The sequence below is a fragment of the Streptomyces sp. NBC_00459 genome (genome assembly GCF_036013955.1).
Taxonomy (GTDB): domain Bacteria; phylum Actinomycetota; class Actinomycetes; order Streptomycetales; family Streptomycetaceae; genus Streptomyces.
This window is the reverse complement of record NZ_CP107903.1, coordinates 9,113,616-9,127,482: the sequence shown is the minus strand read 5'-3', so window position 1 is coordinate 9,127,482 and position 13,867 is coordinate 9,113,616. Positions and strand designations below refer to the sequence as shown.

The window sequence follows — 13,867 nt, the reverse complement described above, 5'->3', positions numbered from 1 at the left end:
TGTCAGCCCTTGGTGGCACCGGCGGCGATGCCGGTGACCAGCGAGCGCTGCAGAAGCAGATACACGATCAGGCTGGGCAGGAGGGCGATGACAGCGCCCGCCAGCACCACCCCGGAGCCGACCTCGGGGTCGGTGCGCAGGACGGACAGGGCGACGGTCACCGTGTAGTCGGTGGGGTCCTTGGCGGCGATCAGCGGCAGCAGGTACTGGTCCCAGATCATGATGAAGCCGAGGACACCGGCAACGCCGAGCGCCGGCTTGCACAGCGGCAGCACGATCTGCCACAGCATGCGCAGCTCTCCGACGCCGTCGAGGCGGGCGGCCTCCTCGATCTCGTCGGGGATGTCCTTCATGAACTCGGTCAGCATCATCACCGAGAAGCCCCAGGCGCCCAGCGGCAGGATGACGCCCCAGACGGTGCCCTTGAGGTCGAGGTGGACCACCGGGACGTCACCGAGGACCAGCGACAGCGGGATGGCGATGACCTCCTCGGGGAGCATCATCGTCAGCATGAACAGGGTCAGGATCAGGGCCTGGCCGCGGAAGCGGTGCCTGGCCAGCGCGTACGCGGCGAGCGTGCAGACCACGAGCTGGAGCAGCAGCCCGCCGCCCGCTATGACGAGCGAGTTGGAGAAGTAGTCCCAGATGCCGCGCTCACCGGCCACCGTGAAGTTCAGCAGTGTGCTGTCGTGCGGCAGGAAGGAGAGGGAGGAGCCGCTGGCGTTCCTGGTGAAGGCGCCGGAGAGGATCGCGAGGAAGGGCGCGGCGAAGATGCCCAGGGCCGTCGCGCACAACAGGATCCGCAGGGCCCAGGCGGCGCCCGGCCTGTCGTTCCAGCCGAGGGCGGTGTCGAAGCGAGCCGGTGTGGTCCGCTGCGTCTTGCCGGACCGCCGGGCTTTCGCCTTCGGCGCGGTCGTCCGGACGGGTTCGATGACGGGGGCGCTCATCGCACGTCTCCCCTCTTGCGGAAGTGGTTGACGGTGACGGTGAGCAGCAGCGTCACGCAGAGCAGTACGACGGAGGCCGCGGAGGCTCCGCCGATGTCGTTGCGGGTGAAGCCGAGGGTGTAGGCGCGGGTCATCCAGACCTCGGTGGACCCGGCCGGGCCGCCGCCGGTGAGGACGTAGACCTCGGTGAACACGCGCAGTCCGCGGATCGCGGCGAGCGTGAGGACGATGCCGAGGGCGGGGCGGATCGCCGGCAGGGTGACGTACCGCAGTCGCTGGCGGAGGGAGACACCGTCCATCGCGGCGGCCTCGTACAGCGAGCGGTCGACGCCCGCGAGGCCGGCCATGATGATGACCATGTTGTAAGGGGCCCAGATCCAGATGCCCATGGCCATCGTCGACCACAGTGCGAGGTCGGGGTTGTCGAGGAACTGGACGGGGCCGAGCCCGAAGAAGTCCAGGCCGCTGTTGATCAGGCCGTCGGAGGTCGGGTAGTACATCAGCCGCCACAGCTCGCCGACGACCGCGGTGGCGGTGACGGCGGGCAGGAAGACGGCGGTGCGCACGATCTTCAGTGAGCGGGCCTGCCCCTCCAGGAGCAGGGCGAGGACGAAGCCGAGGACGATCGCGCCGAGGGACTGGCCGATGCCGAGGAGCAGGGTGTGTCCGATGGCGTCCTGGAAGCGGTGGTCGGTCAGGACCCGGGTGTAGTTGTCGAGGCCGGTCCACTTGTCGCCGAGGAAGGGCCGCACGTCGAAGAAGCTGAGCCAGACGCCCTTGGCCATCGGCCAGAACTTGAAGACGAGGGCGAGCAGCAGGCCGGGCGCGAGAAACAGCCACGGCACCACGGACTTCTTGGTGAGGCCACGGCCTCGGCGCGTCACGGGGGTGGTCACCGCGGGGGTGGTCACGGTAGCGGTCATTTCAGCAGGTCCTGGTCCTTGAGGTCACCGGCGAGGGTCTCGTTGAGTTCCTTCAGTTGGGAGCGGACGTCACCGCCGCAGTACGTGAAGATCGCGTTGAGGCTGTCGGCGGTGTCCTGCTTGATGGGGGCGAAGTCCGGCGCGTTCGGGAACTGCTGCGAGGCGTCCTCGTAGGCCTTCTGCACCACGCTCCAGCGGGCGTCGCCGCGGACCGTGGCCGCGTCGAGCGTGGAGTTCACGGGGATGCGGACGACGGGCTGGTTGTCGCCGGTCATGGCGAGCCGCTGGCCCTCGGGCGAGACGAGGAACGCGGCGAGCGCCTGTTCCTGCTTCGTCTTTCCGGTCTTCGCGCCGAAGTAGACGTTCTCGCCGTCGGCCAGCACGTCGCCGCCGGCCGGACCCGCGGGAGCCGGGACGACCTCGTACCTGTCCTTGCCGAGGGTCTGGTCGAAGGTGGTGATGTTGTACGGGCCGGTCATGTACATACCGGCGTTGCCGTCCTGGAAGTTGGTGGCGGTGGAGGTGACGGCGGTCAGGGCACCGGGCTGGATGACAGCGTTGTCACCACAGAAGAGGTTGTCCTTCATCCAGGTCACGGTGTTGACGGCGGCGGCCGAGTCCATGGCGGGTTTGTAGGTGCCCTTGCCGTCCGGCTCGACGATCCTCGCGCCGCCCTGCCAGAGGAAGCTTGCGCCCCACCATGCGGCGTAGCCGTTCTGGGCGCTGCCGGGGACGACCATGCCGTAGGTGTCGGCCCTGCCGTCACCGTCCGGGTCACGCGTGGCGAAGGCCTTGGCGACACCCAGCATCTCCTGCCAGGTGGTGGGCGCCTTCAGGCCGAGCTTCCGCAGCCAGTCCTTCCTGATCATCAGGGTCTGGGCCTGGCGGGAGTAGGGGATGCCGTAGTGCCTGCCGTCGATGCCCACGGTCGAGGACCACGACTTGGCGGTGATCTGGTCATGACCCGCGACGGAGCCGGGGTCGATGACCTTCAGCAGCCCCTGACTCTGGTAACTGCCCATCAGCGCCGTGTCGTTGATCATGACGTCCGGCAGGTCCTTGGTCGACGCGCGGCTCTGCAACTGCTGGTCGAAGTTGACGACCGGCTGGTAGTCGATCCTGATCCCGGTCTTCTTGGTGAAGGCGGCGAAGACACGTTCATAGGTGGCGGCTGCATCCGGGTTGCTACGGGTCCACACCTCCAGCGTGTTCGGGTCGCGGCCGGCACTGTCGGAACCGGCCCCGCAGGCGGCCGTGGCGGATGCGAGCCCTGTGGCGACGAGCACGGCGGCCAGGCGGCGACTTCGTCGGCGATCGCCCATGGAGATTCTCCGTTCATATCCGTGAACGTCTTTCACGAATCTAAATGATCGCTGTAAGCTACGAACGGTTTCAGCCGTATGTCAAGACATGGTTCGGAGTTTTCACGGACGTCACACGACCCACGCCTCCCCGATAACCAGGTGCCCTTTCGGATGTCCGTGGGGGATGCTGGCCGGAGGCCACGGGACGAAGGGCGCGCTGTGACCCCGCAGTACACGCAAGTCGAGATCGCCTGCGACGAGTCGGGGTCGGACGGCGAGAACCTGACCGGCGGGAACACCGACGTCTTCGCGCACGCCAGCGTGGATGTGCCCATGGCGTCGGCCGCGGCGGCCGTCCAGGAGATCCGGGACCGGATCCGGTCGCCCGCCGAGGAGTACAAGGCGAACCATCTGCTGCGGGAGAAGCACCGGGCGGTCCTCGAATGGCTGCTCGCCCCCTCGGGGCCGCTCCACGGACACGCGTACGTCCATCTCACGGAGAAGACCTTCTTCATGGTGGAGCGGGTTCTCGACCTGCTCCTGGACGACCCGGCCGGCGCCCTCCCCCTCTGCCGTGCGGGCGCCGAGGACTTCGGGGCCGAGCGGTGGCACCGGTTCCTGGCGGCGACCAACGCCCTGCTCCGGGTACGCGGCGACACCGACGGCGCTCCCGGGGCGCCCGTCGACGCGTTCTTCCACGCGGTGGACGCCCTGGCCGGACAGGCACCGGAGCTCCGGGACCCGGACGCGGCGGACGTACTGAAACGGCTCGGCGGCACCCGCTCCCGCGCCGCGGACCACCGGGCCAGGCTGCTCGCCGCCCCCGCCCTGATCCCCGCACTCAACCCGCTGCTGCCCGCGATCGTGCGGACGGCCGCCCACTGGAGCGCGGACGGGCGGACCGTCGTGCTGGTGCACGACCGGCAGAACATGCTGACGGACGAGCGCATCGAGTGGCTCAAGGGCACCGCGCGGATCGGCGGGCTCCGCCTCGTCGTCGCACGGGACGACACCCGGGTGCAACTGGCCGACTTCCTCGCCGGAATCGCCCGCAGCGCCGCCTCCCACGAACTGAACGGACGCGGTGACCCGACCCTCACGGCGCTGCTGCGCCCGTACGTGAACACGGGATCCGTATGGGGCGACGAGCGCAGCCGGGGAGCGCTTTTCGAAGCTGTTCACAACTGATCCGCCAGGACCCTCGCCAACATCAACAACCTTGTCTAGATTGCCGGTTGACACTTTCTCGCAGGTGCTTTGGAGCTGCCCCCGTGCCCGAGAACACGCCGGCCCCGTCGCTGCGCGCGCGGATCAACTCGCGACAGCCGAACACGGCTCGGATCTGGAACTACTGGCTCGGCGGCCGGGACCACTACGAGGTCGACCGCGCGGCCGGTGACCGGATCCGTGAACTGCACCCGGGCATCGGTGAGTACGCCCGCGCGGACCGGCTCTTCCTGGGGCGGGCCGTGCGCCATCTGGTCGCCGAGTGCGGGATACGGCAGTTTCTCGACATCGGGACCGGACTGCCGACCGCCGACAACACGCACGAGGTGGCCCAGCGGATCGCACCGGACACCCGGGTCGTGTACGTGGACAACGATCCGCTCGTCATGGTGCACGCCCGCGCCCTCCTCACCAGCACCCCCGAGGGGCGTACCGACCACGTCGACGAGGACCTGCGCAACGTCGACGCGATCCTCGAACAGGCCGCGCGCACCCTGGACCTCACCCGGCCCGTCGCCCTGATGCTGCTCGGGGTGGTCATCTTCCTCGGCGACGAGGAGAACCCGCACGGTGTCGTACGACGGCTGCTGGACGCCCTTCCCCCGGGCAGCCATCTCGCGCTCTCGCACACCATCACCGGCCCGGCGCTGGCCGAGGTGGACGCGGCTGTCCGGTACTGGAACGCGCACGGCACCCCTCGGCTGACCCAGCGGACCCCCGACGAGGTGGCGCGTTTCTTCGACGGTCTGGAACTCCTGGAGCCCGGGGTCGTGTCCTGCTCGCACTGGCGCCCGGAGGGATTCCGCCCCGGGGAAGACAGGCCGGCGGAGGTCGCCATGTACTGCGGAGTGGCCCGCAAGGCCTGACGTGATCCGCCCTCGGCCGACGGCCCGAACGAGATCTTGGAGTCGGTGAACACGAACACCGCTCGCCACGTATGGAAGTGAGGGCCACTCAACGACCGGAGGGCCCCGCGGTGTCGACACCGCGCGTTCAGGGTTCGGGAGCCATTGATGAGGCACGCACGACGACGGATCGTCCGGCGAGCGACACGGCTGGCGGCCGTCGGCGGAGTCATCCTCGGCGGATTAATGGTCACCCAGGCTGTGGCGACCGAACCCCCACAAGCCAACCTGCCCTTCAGTTCCGCCCAGGCCGCCGGCACCACCGGCAGCGAGCTCGTCACCGAACTCGGCACCGACCGGACGGCGGGCAGCTGGATCGCGGCCGACGGGAAACCGGTCGTCGCGGTCACCGACGCCGAGGCGGCGGCGCAGGTCGAGAAGGCGGGCGCCCGCGCCAAGGTCGTGGACCACAGCATGAACGACCTCAAGTCGGCGACACAGACGCTGCGTTCGGCGCCGCGCGTGGCAGGCACGGCCTGGGCGGTCGACTACACGAAGAACGAGGTGGTCGTCCAGGCCGACAGCACCGTGTCGGCCGCCGACTGGAAGAAGCTGTCCGCGGTCGCCGAGAGTCTCGGCGGCTCCGTACGCATGGAGCGGAGCGGAGGCACCTTCACCACCCGTATCAACGCGGCGCAGCCGATCCTGTCGACCGGTGGGCGCTGCTCGGCGGGCTTCAACGTGACCAACGGGTCGGCCGACTTCATCCTCACGGCCGGTCACTGCGGGCCCAACGGTTCGGTGTGGTTCGCGGACACCGGAGGCTCGACGGAGATCGGCAAGACGATCAGCAGCAGCTTCCCGATCAACGACTACTCGCTGGTGCAGTACAACGGCGGTTCGGCCGGTGACGGCGCCGATGTCGTCGCCATCGGCAACGGCCGGGGCGTGCGCATCACGGGTGCGGCCGATCCGACCGTCGGCCAGAAGGTGTTCCGCAGCGGCAGCACGACCGGGTTGCGCGACGGGAAGGTGACCGGGCTCAACGCCACGGTCAACTACCCGGAGGGCACGGTGTCGGGCCTGATCGAGACCACCGTGTGCGCCGAGGCGGGCGACAGCGGCGGCCCGTTGTTCTCCGAGGGCATCGCCCTGGGGATCACCTCGGGCGGCAACGGCGACTGCAAGACCGGCGGTACGACGTTCTTCGAGCCGGTGACCGAGGCGCTGACCGCGCTCAACGTCCGGTTGATCGGCCAGGCGGGTCAGGCGGCCGCTCCGGCGCCGTCGGCGTCGGCCACGCAGAGCGCCGTCGCTCCCGGAGAGGCCCAGCCGGGCTCGGTGGCGCCGGTGACAGGTGGCTCCGCCGGGGAGGCACTGCTGGAGAGGCTGGCGGACCCGAAGAACGTGGGGCCCGGACTGCTGATCGTGGGCGGCAGCCTGATCGCCCTGGTCGCCACGCGATGGTTCCGGGTGGAACAGGACCGGAGGGACTACCGCCGGTCGTACTCGGCGACGTGGAGCTGAGAAAACACAAGAGGCCGGGGCTGACGCGCGGTGCGCGGCCCCGGCCCTGCTGTTGAGATGTCGAACGAGAGTCGGTTACGCGTCGCGTCCGGGGTGCGGGGAAGCCGCGGCCCACTCGGCGACGAGCTGCTGATAGGTCAGCCGCTGCTCGCTGTTGAGGATCCCGCCCGACCGGAGCCAGAGGGCCCGGATCTCTTCGTTGACGTCGGCTGCCGAGCGATCAGGGGCGGATTGAAGAGTGGTGGACATGCTGTGAAGCATATGCCGCTCCAAGTGAAGACCAAATAGATTAATTCGGACTATTGCGGCATTACTGACCGTGTTGCTGATCACGTCCGGCGCCCGTTATCCGCCGATTCAGCGTCGGTGTTCATCTGTCGGCAGCCCCCAGTACCAGCACCTGAAGGGCGAGGACGGCGGCCCCGCGCGCCCAGTCGTGGAAGTCGGAGACCTTGGTCTCCAGATCGACCGGGTCCGCGAGCGGATGCCGGTTGGCGAGGATGCTCTCCTCGACCGCGGCACCCGCCACCTCGACGAGCCCGACCCCCTCCCCGGCGAGCAGAATCTTCTCGGGCATCGCGAAGTTGGCGATCTGCGCGACCAGCGTGCCGAGAGCGCGGGCCGCCTCGTCCACGACCCGTGCGGTCATGGGATCACCGGCGGCCGCCCGGGCGAGGATCTCGTCGTACGTCAGATCGTGGCCGATGGCGGCGCGGATCTGGTAGCGGATGCTGGGGATGGTGAGCAGGGAGATGGCGCTGCCGCGTTCCCCGTCGGGGGTGAGCGGGCCGTTCGGGTTGACGATCCAGCGACGCCCGATACCGAGTCCGTCCTCGGACGACTGGACGCGCCGACCACCGCTGACCAGGCCGTAGCCCAGGCCCGCCCCTATGGTGAGGACCGCGAAACGGTCGAGGCCGCGGCCCGCGCCGAACCAGCTCTCGGCCTCGACGAGGGCGGTGACGTCGTTCTCGACGACCACCCGCAGTCCGGTGCGTTCCTCGACCAGGTCGGCGAACGGGACGTCGTACCAGTCGAGGAAGACGGAGTCGGCGACCACGGAGCGGTTCTCGACGCGCCCGCCGACTCCGATCCCGATGCCGGACACCCGGGGGTGGGCGGCGGTCAGTTCGGCGGTCATCTCGCCCACCAGGTCGGCCACATGGGCCGGGTCATGGCTGGTGAGAGGCCGGTCGAGACGGGCGACGACCACACTGCGCAGCGTGGTGACGACGCTGTAGACCATGTCCTCGGTGATCTTGAAGCCGAGGAAGGCCCGGGACTCGGCGACGACGTCGAGCGGCTGCGACGGGCGCCCCTGGCGCACCTCGGCCGGAGATCCGGCGTCGGGGACCTCGACGAGCAGGCCCGATTCGAGCAGCGGTTTGGTCAGCCGGGTGAGGCTGCCGGCGGAGAGGTCGAGCCGCCGGGCGAGCTCGGCGCGGGACAGAGGGCCGTTGACGAGCACCTCGATCGCCACCGAACGCTCGCCGGGACTCAGTGGCGGCCAGCCGTCGGTCACTGCGGTCATGGCGTCGAACCCCTCACCTTTTCTTTTGCCATGGAACTAACAAGGTCATCATAGGGCCGGATTCCCTGCCCGGAAAAGATATCCGCCCGCATCTTGACGGATGGATTGTTCCACCTCGAAAGTAAGTGCCCTGAGGACGAGCCGCCGACGAGCAGACGAGGGAGTCTCTCCATGACCGTCGCCTCCACCAGCCCTCCCCTGCGACGACCACGCGGCGACGGCGCACTCGCGGCGCTCTTCGTCGCCCCGGCGATGCTGGGCTTCCTGGTCTTCCTGCTCTGGCCGACGCTGCGGGGCGTCTACCTGAGCTTCACCCGATTCAACCTGCTGACCCCGGCCGAGTGGGTGGGGCTCGACAACTACGTCCGGATGGTCAACGACCCCATCTTCTGGGACTCGTTGACCGTCACCGTCGAGTACGTCGCCATCAACATCGGTGTGCAGACGGTGTCGGCGCTCGCCATCGCCGTACTGCTCCAGCGGCTGACCCAGTCCGCGGTGCTGCGCGGGATCGTGCTCACCCCGTATCTGATGTCGAACGTCGTCGCCGGCATCGTCTGGCTCTGGATCCTCGACACCCAGCTCGGTATCGGCAACGAGATCATCGCGGGCCTGGGCTTCGACCGGATCCCGTTCCTCGCGGACGAGACCTGGGCGATCCCGACGATCGCGGTGATCAACGTCTGGCGGCACGTCGGCTACACCGCGCTGCTGCTCTTCGCCGGCCTCCAGGCCATCCCGACCGACATGTACGAGGCGGCCAAGGTGGACGGGGCGAGCGAGTGGCGGATGTTCTGGCGCATCACGATGCCGCTGCTGCGGCCGGTCCTCGCGGTGGTCCTGATCATGACGGTGATCGGCTCGTTCCAGGTGTTCGACACGGTCGCGGTGACGACGGCGGGCGGTCCGGCGAACGCCACCAACGTCCTGCAGTTCTACATCTACGGCTCCGCCTTCGGCCGCTTCCAGTTCGGCTACGCGTCCGCGATGTCCGTGGCCCTGCTGGTCGTGCTGAGCGCGATCACCTTCCTCCAGTACCGGCTCACCCGGGCCGGCCACACCGACCTCGGCTGACCGGGAGACGCACACCATGACAACCCTGACGACACCGGCACCAGCACCGACCCCGACACCCGCCAAGACGACCGTACGGCCCGTACGGCGCACACCCTCCGTCGGGCGGATCGCCGCCTGGGCGTTGATGGCCGTGATCGTGCTGGTCACCATGCTGCCGTTCTACTGGATCCTGCGCACCGCGCTGTCCACCAACGCGGGCCTCGCCGCCGACCCCACCAACCCCCTGCCGGTGCATCCGACGACCGGCGGCTTCGAGCGGGCGCTGGGCCTGCAGTCCACCAAGGAGGCGATAGCGCAGGGCGGTGCGGGCGGCGGTCTGGACTTCTGGCGCTACCTCCTCAACTCGGTCGTGGTGTCGACCCTGGTCACCGGCTGCCAGATCTTCTTCTCGGCGATGGCCGCGTACGCCTTCGCCCGGCTGCGCTGGCGCGGCCGGGACACGGTCTTCGGGCTGTTCCTGGCGGGCCTGATGGTCCCGGCGATCTTCACCCTGCTGCCGAACTTCGTCCTGATCAAGCAACTCGGCCTGGTGGACAACCTGTTGGGGATCGCACTGCCGACGATGTTCATGACTCCGTTCGCGGTGTTCTTCCTGCGCCAGTTCTTCATGAACATCCCGCGCGAGGTCGAGGAGGCGGCGCTGCTCGACGGCGCCGGCAAGATCCGCGTCTTCTTCCGGGTGCTGCTGCCCATGGCGTCCACGCCGGTCATCACACTCTCGATCCTGACGTACATCACCGCCTGGAACGACTACTTCTGGCCGCTGATGGTCTCGTACAGCGACAGTTCGCGGGTGCTGACGGTGGCGCTGGCGATCTTCCGGGCGCAGACCCCGCAGACGGGTGTCGACTGGTCGGGGCTGATGGCGGCGACGCTGATCGCCGCGCTGCCGATGCTCGTGCTGTTCGGGTGCTTCGCGCGCCGCATCGTGAGTTCCGTCGGCTTCACGGGCATCAAGTGACCGCGCCGACCGACCATCTGATCACCCGATCGACCGAGAGGACGGACATGCGAATTCGTACGGTCGTGGCACTGACCGGAGCCCTGACCCTGTCCCTCGTGACCGGTTGCGCGCAGGGCGGAGCGGCCGGTTCGTCGTCGGACACGGTGACGTACTGGCTGTGGGACGCCAACCAGCAACCCGCCTACGAGGCCTGCGCGAAGGACTTCGAGCAGGAGAACCCCGGACTGAAGGTGAAGATCACCCAGTTGGGCTGGGACGACTACTGGACCAAGCTCACCGCGAGCTTCATCGCGGGCACCCAGCCGGACGTGTTCACCGACCACATCCAGAAGTTCGGCCAGTTCGCCGACCTGAAGGTCCTCGAACCGCTCGACGACCTCGGCATCGACGACTCCGCCTACCAGCCCGGCCTCGCCGCCAACTGGATGGGCCAGGACGGCCATCGCTACGGCGCCCCGAAGGACTGGGACACCGTCGCCCTCTTCTACAACCGGAAACTGACGACGGCCGCCGGTCTCACGGCCGCGCAGCTGAACGACCTCTCCTGGAACCCGAAGGACGGCGGCACCTTCGAGAAGGCGATCGCGCACCTCACCGTCGACAAGAACGGCAAACGGGGCGACGAGGCCGGCTTCGACAAGAACAACGTCAAGGTGTACGGCCTGGCCACCAACGGCGGCGGCGACGGCGACGGCCAGACCCAGTGGAGCACCTTCGCCGCCTCCGCGGGCTGGACCTACACGAACGCGAAGCGCTGGGGCACCGAGTACCGGTACGACAGCAGCACCTTCCAGTCGGTGATCAAGTGGTACTTCGGCCTGGCGAAGAAGGGCTACATGGTGCCCTTCACGGACTACAACTCCCAGTCGAACCAGGCCAACACCCAGATCTCGTCGGGCAAGGCGGCAACGGCGTTCGACGGCGCCTGGATGATCTCGTCGTACGCCGGCTTCAAGGACCTGGACATGGCCACCGCCGTCACTCCGGCCGGCCCGACGGGCAAGCGGGCGACGATGATGAACGGCCTCGCCGACTCCATCACCAAGGACGCCCACAACATGCCGGGCGCCAAGAAGTGGGTCGCCTACCTCGCGTCCCCCAAGTGCCAGCAGAAGGTGGGGAGTTACGGGATCGTCTTCCCGGCCACACCCGACGGCACGAAGGCAGCGGTGGCCGCGTACGAGAAGAAGGGCATCGACGTCTCGGCGTTCACCAGGCCGGTCGCCGACGAGAAGGCGGGCGGGAAGGAGTTCGCCACCTTCTCCTACCCGATCACCAACTACGCGGCGGACGTGTACGCGTTGATGCACCCGGCCATGCAGGACATCTTCGGCAACGGCAGGTCCGTGACCAGCCTCGACCGGACCAACAGCCAGATCAACCTGATCCTCGACCAGTGACGGCACCCGAGTCACCGGTCGGGCAACCAAGGAAACAGAAGAAGGGCACGCACAACATGACGTTCTCCCTCGGCATCGTGGGCGCCGGGCAGTTCTCCGGCCAGTTCGCCAAGCTGTTCCTCGCCCATCCGGGCGTCGGCGAGGTGTATGTGACCGACCTCCTGCCGGAGCGCGCGGAGCAACTGGCCGCGACGGAAGGCCTGTCGGGCACGTTCCCCTCGTACGAGGCGATGCTGGAATCGCCGGCGGTCGACGCGGTGGCGATCTTCACCCAGCGGTGGACGCACGGCCCGCTGGTCCTTCAGGGGCTCGGCGCCGGCAAGCACGTGTACTCGGCGGTGCCGATGGCGGTCACGGCGGCGGAGATCGGCGCGATCATCGACGCCGTACGGGCCACCGGGCTCACCTACATGATGGGTGAGACGAGTCAGTACAACCCGGCGACCGTCCACGCCCGCAACCAGATCGCCGAGGGTGCCTTCGGCAGGCTCTTCTACGCCGAGGGCGACTACGTCCACGACATGGACCTCGGGTTCTACGAGGCCTACCAGTACAGCGGCGGCGAGAACTGGAAGGCGACCGCCAGCTATCCCCCGCTCCTGTACCCGACGCACTCGGTGGGCGGGGTGCTCGGTGCCTGGCAGACGCACGCGGTGAGCGTGTCGGCCATCGGGGTGCGCGACGAGCGCGGCGACGGTGTGTTCGACAAGGAGGTCAGCCAGTTCGGCAACGACTACTCCAACGCGAGCGCGTTGTTCGAGGTCGCGGGCGGCGGCTCGTTCCGTACGAACGAGTTCCGGCGGGTCGGTTACCCCTCGCAGATCCGGGAGTCGCGGTTCCGGTTCTTCGGCACGGACGCCAGCATGGAGCAGCTCGCAACGGTCGCCTTCTGGCAGGACAAGAAGGGGGTCACGGACATCAGCGAGTTGCTGGAACCCAAGCCCACCATGGCTCCTGACGATCCGTCACTGCAGCACATCGCCCCGGACCTGCGGGCCGCGTTCACGTCCGGCTCGGCTCCGGTGCACGACCGGTCGCGGCTGCCGAGGGAGTTCGACGAGCTGCACAACGGCCACGAGGGCAGCCACCACTTCCTGGTGGACGACTTCGTGACCGCGGTGAACACCCGCACCCTGCCGTCGGTGAACGCCTGGGTGGCCGCCCGCTACACCCTGCCGGGCATCGTGGCGCACGACTCGGCGCGGCAGGGCGGGGCCAGGCTGCCGATCCCGGACTTCGGGGACGCCCCCGAGGTGTGAGACCCGGGGGCACGGGACGAGAACGGCCGGGTGCCTCAGGTGCCCGGCTTGCGCCCGTACACGAAGACGTCGTCGCCGTTCTTCAGCAGCGACCAGTACTTCTTGGCGGTCGTCTTCGTCATGTTGACGCAGCCGTGCGAGCCCGGCGGGTTCCACATGCTGAGGCCGACCGAGTGGAAGGCCTGGCCGCCGTCGAAGAACTGGCTGTACGGCATGGGGACGTCGTAGATGTTCGAGACGTGGTCGATGTCCCGCCAGTAGATCTGCTTCAGTCCGGTGCGGGTCTCGTAGTTGTTGCGGCCGGTGCGGACCGGCACCGGGCCGTAGACGAGACGGCTGCCGTCCTGGATCCAGCTCAGCTGCAGGGTGAGGTTGACGCAGGCTATCCGGCCCTTGTTGGTAGGGCACTTGCCTTCCTTGTTGGGATTGTTGCCGACGGCCCGCTGCTTCAGCATCAGATCCATCACGCCCCAGGTGACGGAACCCGCGTAGCCCGCGCTGGGGGTGATGCCGTGCTTCTTCTGGAAGCCCTGGATGGCCTTGCAGTCACCGACGGACTGGACACCGTCGACGGGCCGCCCCAGGAACTTCTCGACCTTCTTCTGGTACGGGCCGGTCTGCGTCGTACAGCTCGCGGCCTGCGCCGGAGCGGTACCGAGCACGATCGTGAGCGGCGCCACCAGTCCCGCGATCCCGAGCGCGACGGCCCCTCGTCTGCGTACGTCCCCCATGTCGGTACCTCTCTCCTGCGTGCTGCGTGCGGGTTGTCATGAACGTTCTCTGCCTTGCTAGACAGGCGTTCGGGTTGATCGGTTGTAGCACCGCCCGTCCCGGGACGAAACGGTGACATTCCCCTGGTCGCC

13 protein-coding genes are annotated in these 13,867 nt (G+C 68.3%); 7 read left to right on the top strand and 6 right to left on the bottom strand.

Annotation, left to right across the window (positions count from 1 at the left end; all coding sequences use genetic code 11):
* Window positions 1–2: 2 nt before the first annotated feature.
* The 3 genes from OHN74_RS40045 to OHN74_RS40035 are packed head-to-tail and all read right to left on the bottom strand — an operon-like array spanning window position 3 to window position 3,192.
* A complete protein-coding gene (locus OHN74_RS40045) occupies window positions 3–947 on the bottom strand; it encodes a carbohydrate ABC transporter permease (RefSeq protein ID WP_327699468.1) in 945 nt (314 codons plus the stop codon).
* On the bottom strand, window positions 944–1,870 hold the full coding sequence (locus OHN74_RS40040) for a carbohydrate ABC transporter permease (protein ID WP_327699467.1): 927 nt from the start codon (window positions 1,868–1,870) through the stop codon (window positions 944–946). The genes OHN74_RS40045 and OHN74_RS40040 overlap by 4 nt, the downstream gene beginning before the upstream one ends.
* Window positions 1,867–3,192 carry a sugar ABC transporter substrate-binding protein gene (locus tag OHN74_RS40035; RefSeq protein ID WP_327699466.1) on the bottom strand — a complete coding sequence of 442 codons (1,326 nt, stop codon included), beginning with the start codon at window positions 3,190–3,192 and terminating at the stop codon, window positions 1,867–1,869. The genes OHN74_RS40040 and OHN74_RS40035 overlap by 4 nt, the downstream gene beginning before the upstream one ends.
* A gap of 153 nt (window positions 3,193–3,345) precedes the next feature.
* Here OHN74_RS40035 and OHN74_RS40030 point away from each other — a divergent pair, with 153 nt between their 5' ends.
* The 3 genes from OHN74_RS40030 to OHN74_RS40020 all read left to right on the top strand — a co-directional run bounded on the left by OHN74_RS40030 (window position 3,346) and on the right by OHN74_RS40020 (window position 6,773).
* Window positions 3,346–4,362 (top strand): hypothetical protein, encoded by a 1,017-nt coding sequence (locus OHN74_RS40030; RefSeq protein ID WP_443060516.1) that lies wholly within the window; start codon window positions 3,346–3,348, stop codon window positions 4,360–4,362.
* An 83-nt stretch (window positions 4,363–4,445) separates the two neighbouring features.
* Window positions 4,446–5,267: an SAM-dependent methyltransferase gene (locus tag OHN74_RS40025; RefSeq protein WP_327699464.1), complete on the top strand. Its 822-nt coding sequence runs from the start codon at window positions 4,446–4,448 to the stop codon at window positions 5,265–5,267.
* A 147-nt stretch (window positions 5,268–5,414) separates the two neighbouring features.
* Window positions 5,415–6,773, top strand: a complete 1,359-nt coding sequence (locus OHN74_RS40020) for a S1 family peptidase (RefSeq protein WP_327699463.1) — start codon at window positions 5,415–5,417, stop codon at window positions 6,771–6,773.
* A 75-nt stretch (window positions 6,774–6,848) separates the two neighbouring features.
* Here OHN74_RS40020 and OHN74_RS40015 read toward each other — a convergent pair whose 3' ends face one another.
* Window positions 6,849–7,034, bottom strand: a complete 186-nt coding sequence (locus OHN74_RS40015) for a hypothetical protein (RefSeq protein ID WP_327699462.1) — start codon at window positions 7,032–7,034, stop codon at window positions 6,849–6,851.
* Between the two features lie 109 nt (window positions 7,035–7,143).
* Window positions 7,144–8,304 (bottom strand): ROK family transcriptional regulator, encoded by a 1,161-nt coding sequence (locus OHN74_RS40010; RefSeq protein WP_327699461.1) that lies wholly within the window; start codon window positions 8,302–8,304, stop codon window positions 7,144–7,146.
* A 171-nt stretch (window positions 8,305–8,475) separates the two neighbouring features.
* On the opposite strand from OHN74_RS40010, the gene OHN74_RS40005 reads away from it, so the two are divergent.
* Genes OHN74_RS40005 through OHN74_RS39990 form a run of 4 tightly spaced genes read left to right on the top strand, consistent with a single transcriptional unit; the run spans window position 8,476 to window position 13,004 of the window.
* Entirely contained in the window at window positions 8,476–9,378 is a 903-nt protein-coding gene (locus OHN74_RS40005; protein WP_327699460.1) for a carbohydrate ABC transporter permease, read from the top strand.
* Window positions 9,379–9,394: 16 nt separating this feature from the next.
* The gene (locus OHN74_RS40000) at window positions 9,395–10,342 is read left to right on the top strand and encodes a carbohydrate ABC transporter permease (protein ID WP_327699459.1); all 948 of its coding nucleotides are present in this window, start codon (window positions 9,395–9,397) and stop codon (window positions 10,340–10,342) included.
* Window positions 10,343–10,389: 47 nt separating this feature from the next.
* Window positions 10,390–11,745: an ABC transporter substrate-binding protein gene (locus OHN74_RS39995; protein WP_327699458.1), complete on the top strand. Its 1,356-nt coding sequence runs from the start codon at window positions 10,390–10,392 to the stop codon at window positions 11,743–11,745.
* 56 nt (window positions 11,746–11,801) lie between these two features.
* A complete protein-coding gene (locus OHN74_RS39990; protein WP_327699457.1) occupies window positions 11,802–13,004 on the top strand; it encodes a Gfo/Idh/MocA family protein in 1,203 nt (400 codons plus the stop codon).
* 35 nt (window positions 13,005–13,039) lie between these two features.
* Here OHN74_RS39990 and OHN74_RS39985 read toward each other — a convergent pair whose 3' ends face one another.
* The gene (locus OHN74_RS39985) at window positions 13,040–13,735 is read right to left on the bottom strand and encodes a L,D-transpeptidase (RefSeq protein WP_327699456.1); all 696 of its coding nucleotides are present in this window, start codon (window positions 13,733–13,735) and stop codon (window positions 13,040–13,042) included.
* Window positions 13,736–13,867: the final 132 nt, after the last annotated feature.